The 15,202-nt window shown below is 41.0% G+C and carries 11 protein-coding genes; 5 read left to right on the top strand and 6 right to left on the bottom strand.

The window, feature by feature from the left end; all coding sequences use genetic code 11:
- Positions 1-95 precede the first annotated feature (95 nt).
- On the bottom strand, positions 96-1,514 hold the full coding sequence (locus tag D1367_RS08110) for an HlyD family secretion protein (RefSeq protein WP_118165532.1): 1,419 nt from the start codon (positions 1,512-1,514) through the stop codon (positions 96-98).
- Between the two features lie 654 nt (positions 1,515-2,168).
- The gene (locus tag D1367_RS08100; protein ID WP_118165528.1) at positions 2,169-2,588 is read right to left on the bottom strand and encodes a cupin domain-containing protein; all 420 of its coding nucleotides are present in this window, start codon (positions 2,586-2,588) and stop codon (positions 2,169-2,171) included.
- Between the two features lie 408 nt (positions 2,589-2,996).
- Here D1367_RS08100 and D1367_RS08095 point away from each other — a divergent pair, with 408 nt between their 5' ends.
- Positions 2,997-3,809, top strand: a complete 813-nt coding sequence (locus D1367_RS08095; RefSeq protein ID WP_220451014.1) for a polysaccharide lyase — start codon at positions 2,997-2,999, stop codon at positions 3,807-3,809.
- A 27-nt stretch (positions 3,810-3,836) separates the two neighbouring features.
- Here the strand turns inward: D1367_RS08095 and D1367_RS08090 are convergent, their stop codons facing one another.
- Together D1367_RS08090 and D1367_RS30605 are read right to left on the bottom strand one after the other, a co-directional pair.
- Positions 3,837-4,460, bottom strand: a complete 624-nt coding sequence (locus D1367_RS08090) for a DUF1802 family protein (protein ID WP_118165524.1) — start codon at positions 4,458-4,460, stop codon at positions 3,837-3,839.
- A gap of 53 nt (positions 4,461-4,513) precedes the next feature.
- Positions 4,514-4,663 carry a hypothetical protein gene (locus D1367_RS30605; protein WP_181985102.1) on the bottom strand — a complete coding sequence of 50 codons (150 nt, stop codon included), beginning with the start codon at positions 4,661-4,663 and terminating at the stop codon, positions 4,514-4,516.
- Between the two features lie 1,668 nt (positions 4,664-6,331).
- Here D1367_RS30605 and D1367_RS08085 point away from each other — a divergent pair.
- Positions 6,332-6,880 carry a 2'-5' RNA ligase family protein gene (locus tag D1367_RS08085; protein WP_118165522.1) on the top strand — a complete coding sequence of 183 codons (549 nt, stop codon included), beginning with the start codon at positions 6,332-6,334 and terminating at the stop codon, positions 6,878-6,880.
- A gap of 32 nt (positions 6,881-6,912) precedes the next feature.
- On the opposite strand, the gene D1367_RS08080 is transcribed toward D1367_RS08085, so the two are convergent.
- A complete protein-coding gene (locus D1367_RS08080) occupies positions 6,913-7,449 on the bottom strand; it encodes a Uma2 family endonuclease (protein WP_118165520.1) in 537 nt (178 codons plus the stop codon).
- A 330-nt stretch (positions 7,450-7,779) separates the two neighbouring features.
- Between D1367_RS08080 and D1367_RS08075 the strand changes: the two genes are divergently transcribed.
- The 3 genes from D1367_RS08075 to D1367_RS08065 all read left to right on the top strand — a co-directional run bounded on the left by D1367_RS08075 (position 7,780) and on the right by D1367_RS08065 (position 13,626).
- Positions 7,780-8,604, top strand: a complete 825-nt coding sequence (locus D1367_RS08075) for a peptidoglycan-binding domain-containing protein (RefSeq protein WP_118165518.1) — start codon at positions 7,780-7,782, stop codon at positions 8,602-8,604.
- Positions 8,605-8,880: 276 nt separating this feature from the next.
- Positions 8,881-10,068 carry a TRC40/GET3/ArsA family transport-energizing ATPase gene (locus tag D1367_RS08070; RefSeq protein ID WP_118165516.1) on the top strand — a complete coding sequence of 396 codons (1,188 nt, stop codon included), beginning with the start codon at positions 8,881-8,883 and terminating at the stop codon, positions 10,066-10,068.
- Positions 10,069-10,320: 252 nt separating this feature from the next.
- Entirely contained in the window at positions 10,321-13,626 is a 3,306-nt protein-coding gene (locus D1367_RS08065; protein WP_118165514.1) for a GAF domain-containing protein, read from the top strand.
- 403 nt (positions 13,627-14,029) lie between these two features.
- Here D1367_RS08065 and dnaN read toward each other — a convergent pair whose 3' ends face one another.
- Complete coding sequence (gene dnaN / locus D1367_RS08060; RefSeq protein WP_118165512.1) at positions 14,030-15,193, bottom strand: DNA polymerase III subunit beta; 1,164 nt, start codon at positions 15,191-15,193, stop codon at positions 14,030-14,032.
- Positions 15,194-15,202 lie beyond the last annotated feature (9 nt).

The raw sequence follows: 15,202 nt of genomic DNA, 5'->3' as shown, positions 1-15,202 counted from the left end.
TGAGGAAAATTGACAAAAAAGTACTCTAGAATTTCGCAAGAAAATGTTTCTGACGAAATTCGCTCATTAAGACCTATAAACTGAACTCAAACAGCTTAATTCGAGCCAAAGCCTTTGTTACTAAATGTCAGACGAGCTGATTGTCCTAGTCCGCAGAACTGTTGAGAGTTGGTATGTCCAGGTGGTGGCGGAATTTTGACTGTTACCCGCGTCAAAGGTTGTCCTACCAATGTTGGTGGAATGGTGGGTAAAAGTGCCTGAACCTGCATGAGCTTTGCTCGCTCGTCGATGCCTTGAATGCTACTAATTGGCTGGAGCAGGTCAATTTCACCGGTGATGGTTTTGGAGTAGCCTCTGATCTGCACGTTCACCGGCTTTTTGGTATCGATGCGGCTAGCTTCGTCAGCACGAACCACAGCTTCAATCCAAAGGTTGTTACAGTCGAGCAAAGTCATAATCCGTTCGGAATTAGTTACTTGTTCGCCCTGTTCATGCTCTGTGCTATAGACAACACCAGCAAAGGGCGCTGACACTTTTATATCTTGGCGATCGCGGGGATATGAAACAGGAGCGATCGCTAGAGGCTGACGAATTTTGTACAGAGATTGGGCTTTGTTAAGTTGTTGTCTGCCGGTACTAATTTGAGCCTCTAGGTTGCTGATCAATGTCTCTTGCGCTTGAATTGCCTGAAGCAATTTTGAGCGTTGGTCTGAAAGTGTTCCCCCGATGGTGTTTTGATTACTGAAAGCAAGGCCATTTTTAGTAGCATTTAAGGAAGCTTGAGCCGAATTAAGAGCTGCTTTGGTTTGCTTGACTTCGGCTTCGGCTGATTCCCAGCCAAGCTGTAGTATCTCTGTTTGCTGTTGCGAAACTGCACCTTGTGCTAGCAACTGTTTGTATCGTTCGTATTGTGAGCGGTTAGCTATTGCTTTAGCAACTGCTGCGTCGACGGCGGCTTGTTGCTGGCTCACTCCTTGCAAAGCCATCTGCACATCCACTCCCTGCACGGCATTATGTTGGTTTTTTAAGCTTTGCAACTGGTTTTTGAGAAAATTTAAAGATTCCTTTGCTGCCGCCAGTTGGCTAGCATTCGCTTGAACTTCTCCTGCTAAGTCTGAAAGTTTTAACTGCGAACTAATTTGTTCGGCTTGCGATCGCTCTAAACGTTCAGCTTGCGATCGCTCTAACTGTAAGCGAAATTGCTCTTCTTGAGGGCTGCGCTCAGTGCCAATCTGTGCTAACACCTGTCCTGGTTTCACCAACACACCAGGCTGTGCATAAAAAGCTTTGATGTTACCATTGGTAGGAGCTTGTAACCGCACAATCCGGCCATTGATCAATCCATCTTCTACTATTAAGTTTGTCAAACGATACTTAATTGTTGCACCACCTACTGCTACCGTTGCTGCCCCTAAAAATATAAATGCTGTCCCTAGTAATACCCTTTGATAAGAGTAGGGCTTTTTTTTAATATCAGGAAGCGGTGCTACTATTTCTTTTTCTATTTCTAACATAATGCTGTTCTTAGTAGATATTAAACTTGTACAAAAATTTAAACCGTTCTATCTACAAGCTTTTAAAACTAATACATTGTATTTTTTAAAAGAATATAGCCGTTACTCTTTGTTCATGATGCTGATAGCTTATTTTTCTAAGAATGCGCTGTTAATTCATCATTATAAGGATGCAATTCTTACTTATAATTAACTTGAACAAACAAGCTATCTCTTTTTACACCTACAATTTCCATCTCGCGTGTTTATGCTTTTAATATTAGTTTCTGGCTTTTGAATATACAATAAAGAAGGGATGAAAATTAGTATAAATACGTAAAGCAACGATGATTTCAATAAAAGACCTACTGTGAAATAACTGAGAGTGAGAACTAAGCACAGCCAAGAGAATCGCCGAGATATTAGTACCACTACGTGTACTTGATAATTCTCATATTGCAAGTCGGATAAGCACATATTGTCAATAAAAAAGTTTAATCTCAATAAAGCCCACATTAATTGCATTAATGCTTACTTATTGAGAATAGTCTGCTTCACTATTTTTACAACACACGTTACACATCTACTTTTATCCAAACGCAAATTGCTGTAAATTGTCATGATATTGACTAGCGGGACTGGCGAGAGTCCCGCTAAATTCACTCAAAAATGATACTAGGCTCTATTACGGGCGTAATCGTCTTGAAACCGAACAATGTCATCTTCTCCTAAGTATTCTCCATTTTGAACTTCAATTAAGATTAGGGGAACTACACCAGGATTTTCTAGACGATGATTCGTACACTGGGGTAAATAAGTAGATTGATTGTTAGTTAGCAATACTTCTTGATCAGCGCAAGTGACTTTTGCTGTACCAGAAACAACAATCCAGTGTTCGCTACGATGGTAGTGCATTTGCAAGCTAAGGCGATGACCGGGCTTCACTTCAATCCGTTTAATCTTGTAGCCTGGCTTTTCTTCCAAAATAGTAAAAGAACCCCAAGGCCGCAGTTCTGTTGCAGCAACGCTTTTGTGACTCTCAGATACAGATACGACTAATGACGGCGCAAGGTGAATCTCTTGAGACTGAAGCATAATTATTTTTCCTTATATACAGAACAGCTTTTGTTTGCTGAACGTTAGTTAGTAATTTGCAATGTCAAACTATAGTATTAATTATTTTTCAAAGAAAAATAATAAAGTTTGCGTGTAAATACTTAAAATTATTGTAAATTTAGCTTTTATGCAATAGTGAAATTGACTATCTGGGTTACAGTTGAATAAAAGGATATAAAGTTGACGATGAAAGCAAAAAAGCTTGTAGAGAATTAGAAGGTACTAAAGTTTACGCCAATCTATAAAATCCGTATTGATCTAATTCCGTTTGGGAACTTTTAGCCAAAGCTAATAAAATTTATAATCATGGTTTTTTTCACTGCTTCATGTCGTACACTTTTAAACGCTACCTTTTTGGGACTCGCTCTAAGTAATTGCAGCTACCCAGTGACCAAGGTGGCCATTGAGACTTCATATGCTTCAACAGAGGTTGTTAGTTCCACCGCAAAAGATTTACTTAGCTTTAAAAATGCAGTTATTTGGTCTGATAGATTTGAAGCAGCCAACTGGAAAGAGCATTGGAATTTTAGAAAAAGAGGGCAATGGGGTCTGCAAAACATTGAGGTCATCAAAGATCCTAGCGGTAGGTTTTCTAAGGTATTGAGGGTATTGTATCCGGCTGGCTCTGCCAGTCCTAAGGTTACGGATAGTGATGGAGCACCCATCGGTGGAACTCAGTTTTTTGCTGATTTGGGTATGCCATCTCACGATACTATGCGGTTAAGCTATTACGTTCGTTTCTCTGAAAACTTTGACTTTGTAAAGGGTGGAAAATTACCAGGCCTTTTTGGTGGTAGTGTTAACAACGGTCGAAAAATTCCTGATGGTAGTAATGGCTTTTCAACGCGCTATATGTGGAGAAAAAATGGCAATGGGGAAGTTTATGCCTATCTCCCTACTAGCCGCGAACATGGCACTTCAATTGGCAGAGGAAACTGGCTATTTCGACCGGGAACTTGGCATCACTTGGAACAAGAGATTGTACTAAATCAGCCGGGAAAAAATAATGGACTAATTCAAGTGTGGTTAGATGAAAACAAAGTTCTTACTAAAGATGGGCTAACTTTCCGAACTACCAACGCTCTAAAAATTGAGGGTATCTTTTTCTCGACTTTTTTTGGCGGAGGAGATCAATCTTGGGCAAGTTCCAAAGATGTATATGCCGATTTTGCTGATTTCTCTGTTTCCTCCGTCAATTAAAAAAGCTAATAGCAATACAACTCAGGTTTAGCCAAAGGTAGAGTTGTAATTGAGCGTATCAATCTTTGTCTCCATTTTTTCGCCAACAATGCCGCGAATTGTCTCTACTAGTTGAGTGTATGCAAAGTCAGATAAAACTGGTTTTGCTCCTTGCAAGTGAATTGGTTGATCTAAATCAATCCATGACTTGCAACCGCCGTATTTAGGGTGGTATGGAATTTCTTGTTGGGGTAGTTTATATGTCCGCAGGAGGAGAATATAAAGCGGCTGACGTGGTTTCCATTTGAGGCGATCGCTAATAGAATGCTCGTTCCAAATATGGAAGGGAAGCAAGCTGTTGACAATAGACTCGTCACTACAGGGCAAAATATCTGTAATTTCAGCCCAACTGCCGATGGGCACTTTCTCTCGATGCCAACCTGGTGTTACTGGATAAACACGATTGGCATACTCAGCTTTCAGCATGAAAGCTTGTTGATGTTCATAAGTAGGATAAAGCAAAATTTGCTTGTGGGCAACTTGAAAATGTCCATTTCGTTCATGGATACCGCCTTTGCGGAGCAACATAATTGTTTCGCCACTTTCCAAAGCATTTATGGCGACTGCCCATTCTTTGAGAGCATGAAAAGTTGTAGTCAATTCCATTTGCATCTACTGTAACTCTGATTTAATTTCAAGCTAAAACCAATAAAGTGTGAACCTATCTAGGGGAATGAATTAGAAAGCAAGCAGTTATGGAAAAGCGATCCGCCGCCCAATTGGCAGAAATTGATGCCATTAGACGTATTGTTACCGACCATCTGGATAACAGCCAGATTATGTGGAATTGTTGACAATGCAGTTTGGTTAGTCATTAGTCATTAGTCATTAGTCAAAGAGATACCACATCCCTTGTGGGCATGGTTTGAATTAGTCGGATATTATTAGTTTTTTCGCACACTATAAAGGCAGAACTCAGGGCATCGCTGTCAACAAACCTGATTCCTATAGATTGCAAAATCTAACAAAACGTCAACTTTAGTAAACTAAGGGTTGCAACTCACAAACTAAGTGGTAACTTAGTTTGTAGGACACCAAACAAAAACCAAACTAAAAGGGTAAATGACTTAGTGTCCCCTGTCATCAACCCAAGCAAATTTCAGCATATCAAATATAGAAGTGGTAAAAAGCCGAATCTAGAAGGCAAAGCCAAATCCTAAAGCGGAAAAACGCAATAATGCTGAGTTTGTTCGTTGTTTAGTCAACCTTAGTTATTAACTTTCAATTAATTAGTTTAACAATTTGAAATCTGTAAACTCGATAAAACCTGGTCACCCTCGACCAGGTTTTTGGTATTTTATTGTCAGAAACCCCACGCCTAAAGGCGGGGGCTTGAAAAAAGCTCTAATCTGACCAGACTAAGTTCAAAACTTGAACTACGTTAGAGGCAAGAGTTAAAGACCTACCAGAGAATGCGTAGCTAGTTCTCTGCTCTAGAAATTGAGGATTAAACAGGCTTAAAAGGGTTAAACCAGTGTTCTCAATATAGTACCGACCTTTAACATTGTCGTTCCCGCAGCGTCTCCCCTTCGGAGAAGCTCACATCACCCCGCAAGGGAGGCTCTTTGGAGCAAAACATTATGCGTACAGGGTTGTCAAGTTTGAAACGGTAATTGTCCCGTTGAAAGTACAAAACAAAAGTACACCGAATGCAGCAACCCCAAGGCGATAATGTGACTGCGTAAGCGTTGCGGTAGCGAGTCATCGAGCGTCTTAAAATCGCCTACGCCTTGCCCCCATGCTTGAAAGCATTGGCTCTCCACGGCGAGAGGTATTTGGTGATAAAATTTTATTTGTACGGCAGGGAGTGCCGCAATTGACGCTTGAGGAGCTAGTTGTGAGACTAGGATAACATTAACAAAAAACAGTTAATGTGCCCAAGAAACCTAAAACCTTTTGGTTAAGGTACTTCACTTATTTTACTTATAAAAATCAGGCTACTAAGTAGGCTGATTTTTTGCAATATAAACTCAAAATAAGACAGGACTTACGCAGTACAATTATTTCGTTGAGTTGGGCATAGCGTATAGGGAATGGGGCATCGGTGAATTTTCTATGCCCAATACTTCGACTTACCTCGGCTCCGGCTCGGCACGAGTCGCTCAGTACAAGTGCCCGATGACAAATGCCCAGCCCAAACCCTTGATTTTTCGTTACTGTTTATAAATCTCCACAAACAAAGCGATGTCTACGACGGGCTATGACGCTCGTGGACTCGCTTTGCGCGTCGCTATCGGCGTCGCTTGACTTTTAAAACAGTCGCTACAACATCAGGCGATCGCACTTGACAATCAAGACAGTTGCTACAAATATTCTAAACAACTAGGATTTAAGGACTTCCAAGTAAAAAAATATTCCATTGCTATTGTTCACTGTTGACCGTTGACGGTTCACGAGTTTTCAGTCAACAGTCAACAGTCAACAGTCAACAATCAACGACTTGAATGTGGAATAATTTATTTTTTGGAGTTCCCTTAAAGTAGATGAGCCGTTTTTTTGTCGCCCTTTTACCACCACAAGACATTCAAGACTACGCCAACCAGATTAAGCAGTACTTTGCCGATCGCTATGATAGTAGCTCGGCGCTAAAGTCTCCGCCTCATATTACCCTGCAACCACCCTTTGAATGGGCAGATGATAACAAGACAGTACTAGAAGCATCCTTAAAGGAATTTGCTCGTGGACAACAGCCAGTAGCAATTACACTCAAGGGGTTTGATGCCTTTGCGCCTCGTGTAATATACATTGATGTAGTCAGAAGTCAAGAGCTTTTGACTTTGCAAGCTAATTTAATGGCCTATGCAGAAAGCAACTTGGAAATCGTTGACAAGGTTTCTAAAACTCGCCCTTTTGCTCCCCATATAACGGTTGCGTTTCGAGATTTAACAAAGCAAAACTTTAGAGATGCTTTTTCAGAATTTAAAAAGCGTCAGTTGCATTTTGAGTTTACCGCCGACAAATTAACATTACTGCTTCACGATGGTAAGCGCTGGAATATTAAATCGGAGTTTGCTTTTCTGAGCAATGAGTAACATTTAAAGTGTGTGGTTACATTACTTTTAGTTTAGTTTTGCCTGCGAGTCATAGCCATCACCGTGTTAACCATAAGCTTTGGCAAATCCCCCAAAGTTGGTAAAATGTCTTCTGCAGAATAAACCAGTGGCAGATCATCTCCAAGCCATCCCCAAATCTGTTGGCGAGTTATATCTATTAGCCAAGCTAATTGCGTTCCGTTGCTAAGACAGTGGAGAATTTTGTTTTGCAAGTCTAGGGTGCTTTGATCAGGAGAGCGAATTTCAATTAACCAGTCAGGCGCTCCCTCTAGAGGGCCATCTTTATCGTCAAGGCGATCGCAAGCTATAACGGAAATATCTGGGACTGGGGAGTAAGGAGGTACAATACAACGCAGTTCTTGCACGGCTTCAAACAGCGAGGTATGACGATTTATATAATTCACCAAATTGCGTTGTAGCCGCGAGTGAAAAAGGGTTGGCATTGGTTTTTCCAGCGCTTGCCCGTTAATTAACTCCCATGCGGGGGAAGCTTCAATGTTGGGTTGAGACAGAAACTCGGCTAAAGGGATCTTTGCAACTGACTTCATTTTGATCACTTATGAGAGCATAGATTCTTACCGCACTCTAATATTAAACTAGTTTCAACTTAGTAATATATCGCACTACTATCCAATTTAAGACTTCAGCGATATATGCTTTCCCACTAATTCTCCAAGTGCGATCGCGCTACTTAAACTACCAAAATCTACGACCTTACCGCATTATTGCTGCGTAATTTTGTCGTGGATCATTGTCGTTATAATGGCATGTAATATATGCGATCGCTATTTACAAGCAACCCGAAGCGATCGCTCACCAACGCTAAACGTCTCAAGGTCACACATAACTTAAATTTTGGAACGCCTTGCAAATAAGATATGTTAGATTTATTTATTTCTACTTACATAATTTTTGTCAAACAAGATACATTAAATGGTAGTTTAGTAGCAAAGGAACCAAAAAGTATGGCTGTTAGTAGCCCTGAAGTCATCCGTCATATATTGATTGGGCTGGGATATTTAGCTCCTGAAATAGATCCTAAGCCGGATCTGACTAAATTTGCTCCCTGGAAACGGAATAACAACTCCTTGACAGATGATGCTACCGAAGAAGCGATTAAAAAGTTTCAGAAACAGTACCCACAAAAACTTGTGGTAAATGGTAACGCTGATGTCGAGACTCGAAATGTAATGGAAGAAACAGTCATTGCACTTCAGAATAGATTGAAGTTTCACGGTTTTGCAACCAATGCCGAAATTCCAAAAAATTTGCCTTTTTATGGGCCAGCCACTTATACAGCAGTCAAGAAATTTCAGAAATCTCAGGGTTTAACTGAGAATGGCATTGCCACTATTGAACAGCGTCAAATTTTACAGCAACCTACTCTGACAAACAAGCCGCAGTCGCAGCCACAGATTAAGCTGATAGATTTATTGGCTCAATTCAAAAAGAATCCTCAAAATCCTTCTTACATCGCAGCCCTAAATAACTTACAACAAAATCTACCCAAAGACGTTTTGCACAAAGTTACTAACAAATGGAGGGGGACAAACGATCAAAATCCTGAGATTGTCAAGCTGACAAATGTGTTCATTTTTTATGATGACAACAATCAAAACCATCGTGATGCACTAACTCACTTACAAAGTCAGATCACCCCAGCTATCTCTCAAGCATTTTTAAGTCTCTGGAATAAAAAGTAAACTAACCATAAAAGTCATGTCCCGCCTGGAATTTTAGTTCCTTGGTAATAGCAAAAGTCATCTCTTGATGACTAAAATATACCCCAAAATCTTTAGTCTACTTCAGTAGACTTTAGCTAAAAGCCAAAGAACTTTAGTTCCAGGCGGGTGAGTCAAGCCGAAAGTTTTGCTATTCAAACTGTTCACGCCTCGACGGAGTAAAACAGCATTTATTTTCTTAAACAGTCGATAATGTAAATAAATGTAATAAAATCCTCAGGCAGGACAGAAGCATCTATGCGTGTAATTTTAATGACCGGTAAAGGCGGCGTGGGCAAAACTTCCGTTGCTGCTGCAACTGGACTGCGTTGTGCGGAACTAGGCTATCAGACATTGGTTTTAAGTACAGATCCCGCTCATTCGCTGGCAGACAGTTTTGACATAGAACTGGGACATGCACCCCAAAAAATTCGCCCAAATCTGTGGGGTGCAGAATTGGATGCTCTACAAGAACTTGAGGGAAACTGGGGTGCGGTAAAACGTTACATTACCCAAGTTTTACAGGCAAGGGGTTTAGACGGCATACAGGCAGAAGAATTGGCAATTTTACCAGGCATGGATGAGATTTTTGGCTTGGTAAGGATGAAACGCCATTACGATGAGGGTGAATTTGATGTTTTAATTATCGACTCAGCCCCCACGGGCACTGCACTGCGTTTGCTGAGTTTACCTGAAGTCGGCGGCTGGTATATGCGCCGTTTTTACAAACCATTCCAAAACATCTCGGTAGCACTTCGCCCTCTAGTTGAACCTTTTTTTAGACCAATTGCTGGTTTTTCGCTACCAGATAAAGAGGTGATGGATGCACCTTATGAGTTTTATGAACAAATTGAAGCCCTGGAAAAAGTATTAACAGACAATACTCAAACTTCAGTGCGTCTGGTAACTAATCCCGAAAAGATGGTGATTAAAGAGTCTCTGCGGGCCCATGCTTATCTGAGTTTGTATAATGTTGCAACAGATTTAATTGTGGCTAATCGAATTATTCCCCGCGAAGTCCAAGACCCATTTTTCCAACGTTGGAAGGAAAGTCAGGAGCAATATCGCCAGGAAATTCATGATAATTTCCACCCTTTACCTGTGAAAGAAGTTCCCCTATTTTCTGAGGAAATGTGTGGTTTAGCTGCCTTAGAACGCCTGAAAGAAACTCTTTATAAAGATGAAGATCCGACTCAGGTTTATTACAAAGAAACGACTATGAGAGTCGTACAAGAGCAAAACCAATACAGCTTAGAAATTTATTTACCTGGGATTCCGAAAAACCAAGTTCAACTGAGTAAAAGTGGAGACGAATTAAACATTACGATTGGCAACCACCGTCGTAACTTAGTTTTACCGCAAGCCTTAGCAGCACTACAACCAGGAGGAGCAAAGATGGAAGACGACTATCTTAAAATTCGCTTTGCTGACAATATAAAAGTTTAATGTTGCTACGGCAATGTTTGACAAAAAGTCAAGAGTAAAAAGGAAGATTTTTTTCTTTTAGCTAGTACAGACGCAATTTTTTAGCGTCTGTTTCTGTGATATGTGATTGAATTCATATAAAAGGTAAATAAATATTTTTATTAATGATTTGCCCGTAGTTTTACGGAAGACAAATTGATTAAATAAATTTCAAAATGACTTTAGCTTTAATTATGTCACTTTGCAAATTATTAATTGATTTTGCTATAAGCAATGACCTCCAACCCTGAACAAGATTTGCCGTTATGTCGTCATGAAGAAAGTTTATTACGCCGCATTACAAACCGTATCCGGCGAAGCTTAGAGTTTGAAGAAATTATCACAGTGACAACGGCAGAAGTGCGATCGCTCTTAAAAACTGAGCGAGTGATGATTTACAAATTTCATGCCGACGGTAGCGGTCAGGTAATTGCTGAGTCAATTTATAACAATCATTTGCCGTCACTACTGGGGCTGAATTTCCCTGCTGAGGATATTCCACTCACTGCCCGTGAGCTATTTATCAAATCACGGATGTGTTCTTTTGTCAATGCTGATACTCAACAGATTGGCCAAATTCACCTGCGTGACTTGGATAATGGAGAAACTCTATCAGAAGAAATTCGTTACCGCCCTGTAGATTCCTGCCATCTTGAATATTTGACGGCAATGGGGGTAAAGTCCTCTCTAGTAGCGCCTATTCTCTATCAAGATCAACTTTGGGGACTACTGGTGTCTCATAATTCCCAAGGGCAGTTGATTTCAGAATATGACCTGGAAGCAGTACAAATGGTAGTCGAGCAGTTGTCAGTAGCGATCGCTCAAAGTACCCTACTCACTCAAGTCCGCAAAACAGGAGAACGAGAAGCGATCGTTAACCGCATTGCTACCCTACTACATTCATTACCAACGATTGTATTACAACCAGCCCTAGAAGCGGCTGTTGCTGCCTTTAATGGCGTTGGTGGACGGCTTTGCATTAGAAATGCAGGTGTTGATTCCCATAATGGCAACGTCACCAGCTTAACAGAATGCTTGATACCAGGAAACACTTGTATCAAGCTTTATATCTGTGGACAGCAACCTGTGATGCCACAAACTATATATCCACTAATAGAGCAGTATAGTATCTGGCAAGAACACAACAAGTCTAGTAACTACGATATTTGGGCGATTTTAGATATATATAATACTCCCGGCTTGCGAAGTTTGCAACCTGTTTTTCAACCAACTAAAATTCGCAGCATGTTGATGATCCCACTTGTGTATCGTCAGCAGTTGCTGGGGTATTTAAGTATTTTTCGCAACGAAGTAGATAGAGAAACCATCTGGGCGGGGCAGTATGACAGCGATCAAAGGCAATTGTACCCCAGGCGATCGTTTGAGGCTTGGCGCGAATCTAAAAAAGCACAAGCTCAAAAATGGACGGTTGAAGAAATTGAACTGGCTAGAAACCTCGGTAAACACTTTGCTTCAGCAGTTCAGCAATATGAACTACACCAACAAGTCCAAACCTTCAATGAAAATTTAGAAAAACAAGTTAAAAGGCGCACAGTTGAGTTAAAACGGACAGCTGAACAAGAACAGGCTGTGTTTAAAGTTATTGCCGAGATTCGGGAATCTCTTGACACAGATACCATTTTTCAAACTACTACTAAGGAAGTTTGTCAATTAATCAAAGCCGATCGCGTTTCTGTTTATCGTTTCAATTCTAATTGGGGTGGTGAATTTGTCGGAGATTTTGAGGCTGCTAGTCCATACTGGTCGAATGAGTCTGAACTAGGTGTTAATACAATTTGGAATGATACCTACTTACAAGATACACAGGGAGGACGCTACCGCAACAATGAAACATTTGCAGTCGATGACATCTACAAGATGGGGTTTAATCAGTGTCATATCGACAATCTAGAACAGTTTCAAATTCACGCTTTTGTGCTGGCTCCGATTTTTGTTGGGCAAAAACTTTGGGGTTTATTGGCAACTTATCAACACACTGGCCCTCGCCAATGGAAAGCCTCTGAAGTTAACTTTCTCAGTCAAATTGCTGGTCAAATGGGCGTAGCACTCCAGCAAGCTGATTTACTCACTCAGACACGACAACAGACGTTAATTTTGCAACAAACAGCAGAACAACAACGGGTATTATTTGAAGTTGTTGCAAAAGTCAGGGAATCTCTTGATCTCGATGCGATTTTTCAAACAACCACCCAAGAAATCTGTAAATCACTACAAGCGGATCGAGTTGCAGTCTACCGCTTTCAGGCTGATTGGAGTGGTGAATATATCGCCGAATTTGTAAATGATGGCTGGGTAAAGTTAGTAAGTGATACTAATACAGTTTGGCAAGATAGCTATTTGCAGGAAACCCAAGGTGGGCGATATCGTCACAATGAAACTTTTGCAATTGCTGACATCTATCAAGCTGGTCACTCTGAGTGCCACGTTGAGGTTCTAGAGCAAATTCAGGCAAGAGCTTATGCGATCGCACCTATATTTATCGGGCAACAGCTATGGGGCTTACTAGCAGCTTACCAAAACTCTGCACCCCGCCATTGGGAAGCTTCGGAAATTAAGTTCATCACTCAAATTGCCAATCAGCTTGGGGTTGCACTTCAACAAGCGCAATTGCATAATCAAACCAAAGAGCAGACCCAAAAGCTGACTCAAGCTCTGCATGATTTAAAGCAAACTCAAACTCAACTGATCCAAACTGAGAAAATGTCCTCACTGGGTCAACTGGTAGCTGGTATTGCCCACGAAATTAATAACCCGGTGAACTTTATTTATGGCAACATCAATCATGTCAACGATTACGCCGAAGATTTACTCAGTATACTAGACCTCTATTTGCACACTGCCCCTAATCCTAGTCCTGAGATACGCGATCGCGCTTTGGAGATAGACTTAGAATTTCTGATCGAAGATTTGCCCAAAACTCTATCTTCCATGAAAATTGGAATTGATCGCATTCGGCAAATTGTCTTGAGTTTACGGAATTTCTCTCGCCTTGACCAGGCAGAAATGAAGCCAGTTAATATTCACGAAGGCATTGATAGCACCTTGCTAATTTTGCAGCATCGCTTGAAAGCAAAACCAGAAAGTCCGGCGATTAAATTAGTCAAAGAGTACAGCAACCTGCCCTTAGTAGAGTGCTATGCCGGGCCACTGAATCAGGTATTTATGAATGTTTTAAGCAATGCGATCGATGCTTTAGAAGATTACAGGGAATCTCAATCAAATCTTGATACCGATCAAATTACCATTTGTACTGCTCTTGGAGAGCTTGAAGGCAATGTTAAGAGCGTAGTAATTCGCATAAAAGACAATGGGCCAGGAATACCGGAAGCCCTAAAAGCAAGAATCTGCGATCCATTTTTCACTACCAAACCAGTAGGGAAAGGCACTGGCTTGGGGTTGTCAATAAGTTATCAGATTGTCGTAGATAAACATGGTGGTGTGTTTAAATGTGATTCTGTGCCGGGGTTAGGTACAGAATTTTGGATTGAAATTCCGATTAAACAAATCACAAAATCGTAGAAACAAAAATTTTGTATTTTTTAGGGACATAAAAGTTTTATTTTGAGACTTAACGGAAAAAGTCAGGTAATTATAGCGGTTCTCGAATGGAAGCAATACAATTTGACCTCACTTCCATTCGGGAGCATCCCAAATGTGCAAGTTTATTTTTATATGGGATTTTGGCTTAGAACAATAATGAAATAACGAACCGCCAAGGACGCCAAGAGCGCCAAGGAAAGAAGTTTGTACAAGGTTTTTGTGTCAGTCCTGTACCTTTTGGCTTGCATTGGGATGCTCCCCTTCCATTCCTCTCTCCTAAAAGGAGAGAGACTTTGAATCTTACTCCCCTTCCCTTATAGAGAAGGGGTTGGGGGTTAGGTCTATATTGAACTCAACCCAGAAGCGCTATATGCCATTCTTTTTAACTTCTAAGTTGCACCGGCATAGCTAAATAAGTCATTTTTAAACCACCTAGTGGTGTAAAAATTACTGGAGTTAGGCTTTGATTTAAATGCATTTGAATTTCCGTAGATGGTAACTCTTTCAAGCCTTCCATCAAATATTTAATGTTAAAGGCAATTTCTATGTTTTCCCCAGAAATTTGTGCAGGCATTGACTCTCTACCACTGCCCACATCTTGGGCTTCACAAGATAAAGTAATTTCTTGAGCTTCGCTATCAATACTGAGCTTAACTATATTATTTTTCTGATCGGCTAGTACAGCAATCCGTTCTAAAGTGCTGACGAATTGTCGCCGTTCAATTGTCACTTGTCGCTCAAATTGGCGCGGGATTAATTGTCGATAAGCAGGATATTGCCCTTCTAATGTGCGACTAGTCAAGCGTTGATTTTGCCATGCAAACACAACTTGACCTTGATCGAAATATAAAGCTACAGGTTCATCTGATGAGGCGCTGTGAGCTAGCATTCGTTGGAGTTCGCGTAATGCTCTAGCTGGTACTGTCACTTCTAATTGACTAGTTCCACCTAAAGGACGCTCGTTGCTAGTTTCTACCACTGCTAGACGATGACCGTCGGTAGCTGCAAATTCTAGAGTATCTTGTTTAACTGTTAAATGCACTCCCGTAAGTACTTGCTTGGTTTCATCACCACTGGTAGCAAATAATGAACCGCGTAATCCTTCAATTAATGCGGTGGTGGTGAGATGGATTACTTCTGTATTTTCAATTACAGGTAGTTCAGGAAATTCTTCAGGCCCCATTGCTCGCACTTGGTAATGTCCACTCTTGGGTGTGAGTGTGACTATTAAACCTTCTCCACCGGATGTTGCACCTGTAAGGGCTGATTCATCGTCTAGAGTGATTTCGCCTTCTGGAAGACGAGAGGTGATGTCTACAAGTAACTTAGCAGGAAGTGCGATCGCACCACTTTGCCATACCTCTGCGTTAAAGCTGGTGCGGATTCCCAAGCTGAGATCAAAGGCTGTTAAGCTTACTTGGTTAGTTTGGGCATCTGCTTGCAACAGCACATTGGCAAGTACTGGATGAGTTGGCCGTGAGGGTACTGCACGACTAACAAGTGAGAGATTTGTACTGAGATCGCTTTGGGAGCAAACTAATTTCATAAGTCAGAT

This window comes from Nostoc sphaeroides (assembly GCF_003443655.1).
In the GTDB taxonomy this organism is placed as follows: Bacteria; Cyanobacteriota; Cyanobacteriia; order Cyanobacteriales; family Nostocaceae; genus Nostoc; species Nostoc sphaeroides.
The sequence above is the reverse complement of the archived record's forward strand: the minus strand, read 5'-3'. Positions and strand labels throughout refer to the sequence as shown.

Bases quoted from the DNA above. Each gene is read 5' to 3' on its own strand.
- D1367_RS08085 (WP_118165522.1), top strand. From the start codon at position 6,332: ATGAGCCGTTTTTTTGTCGCCCTTTTACCACCACAAGACATTCAAGAC.
- D1367_RS08075 (WP_118165518.1), top strand. From the start codon at position 7,780: ATGTTAGATTTATTTATTTCTACTTACATAATTTTTGTCAAACAAGAT.
- D1367_RS08090 (WP_118165524.1), bottom strand. From the start codon at position 4,460: ATGCAAATGGAATTGACTACAACTTTTCATGCTCTCAAAGAATGGGCA.
- D1367_RS08065 (WP_118165514.1), top strand. From the start codon at position 10,321: ATGACCTCCAACCCTGAACAAGATTTGCCGTTATGTCGTCATGAAGAA.
- D1367_RS30605 (WP_181985102.1), bottom strand. From the start codon at position 4,663: ATGACTAACCAAACTGCATTGTCAACAATTCCACATAATCTGGCTGTT.
- D1367_RS08100 (WP_118165528.1), bottom strand. From the start codon at position 2,588: ATGCTTCAGTCTCAAGAGATTCACCTTGCGCCGTCATTAGTCGTATCT.
- dnaN (WP_118165512.1), bottom strand. From the start codon at position 15,193: ATGAAATTAGTTTGCTCCCAAAGCGATCTCAGTACAAATCTCTCACTT.
- D1367_RS08110 (WP_118165532.1), bottom strand. From the start codon at position 1,514: ATGTTAGAAATAGAAAAAGAAATAGTAGCACCGCTTCCTGATATTAAA.
- D1367_RS08070 (WP_118165516.1), top strand. From the start codon at position 8,881: ATGCGTGTAATTTTAATGACCGGTAAAGGCGGCGTGGGCAAAACTTCC.
- D1367_RS08080 (WP_118165520.1), bottom strand. From the start codon at position 7,449: ATGAAGTCAGTTGCAAAGATCCCTTTAGCCGAGTTTCTGTCTCAACCC.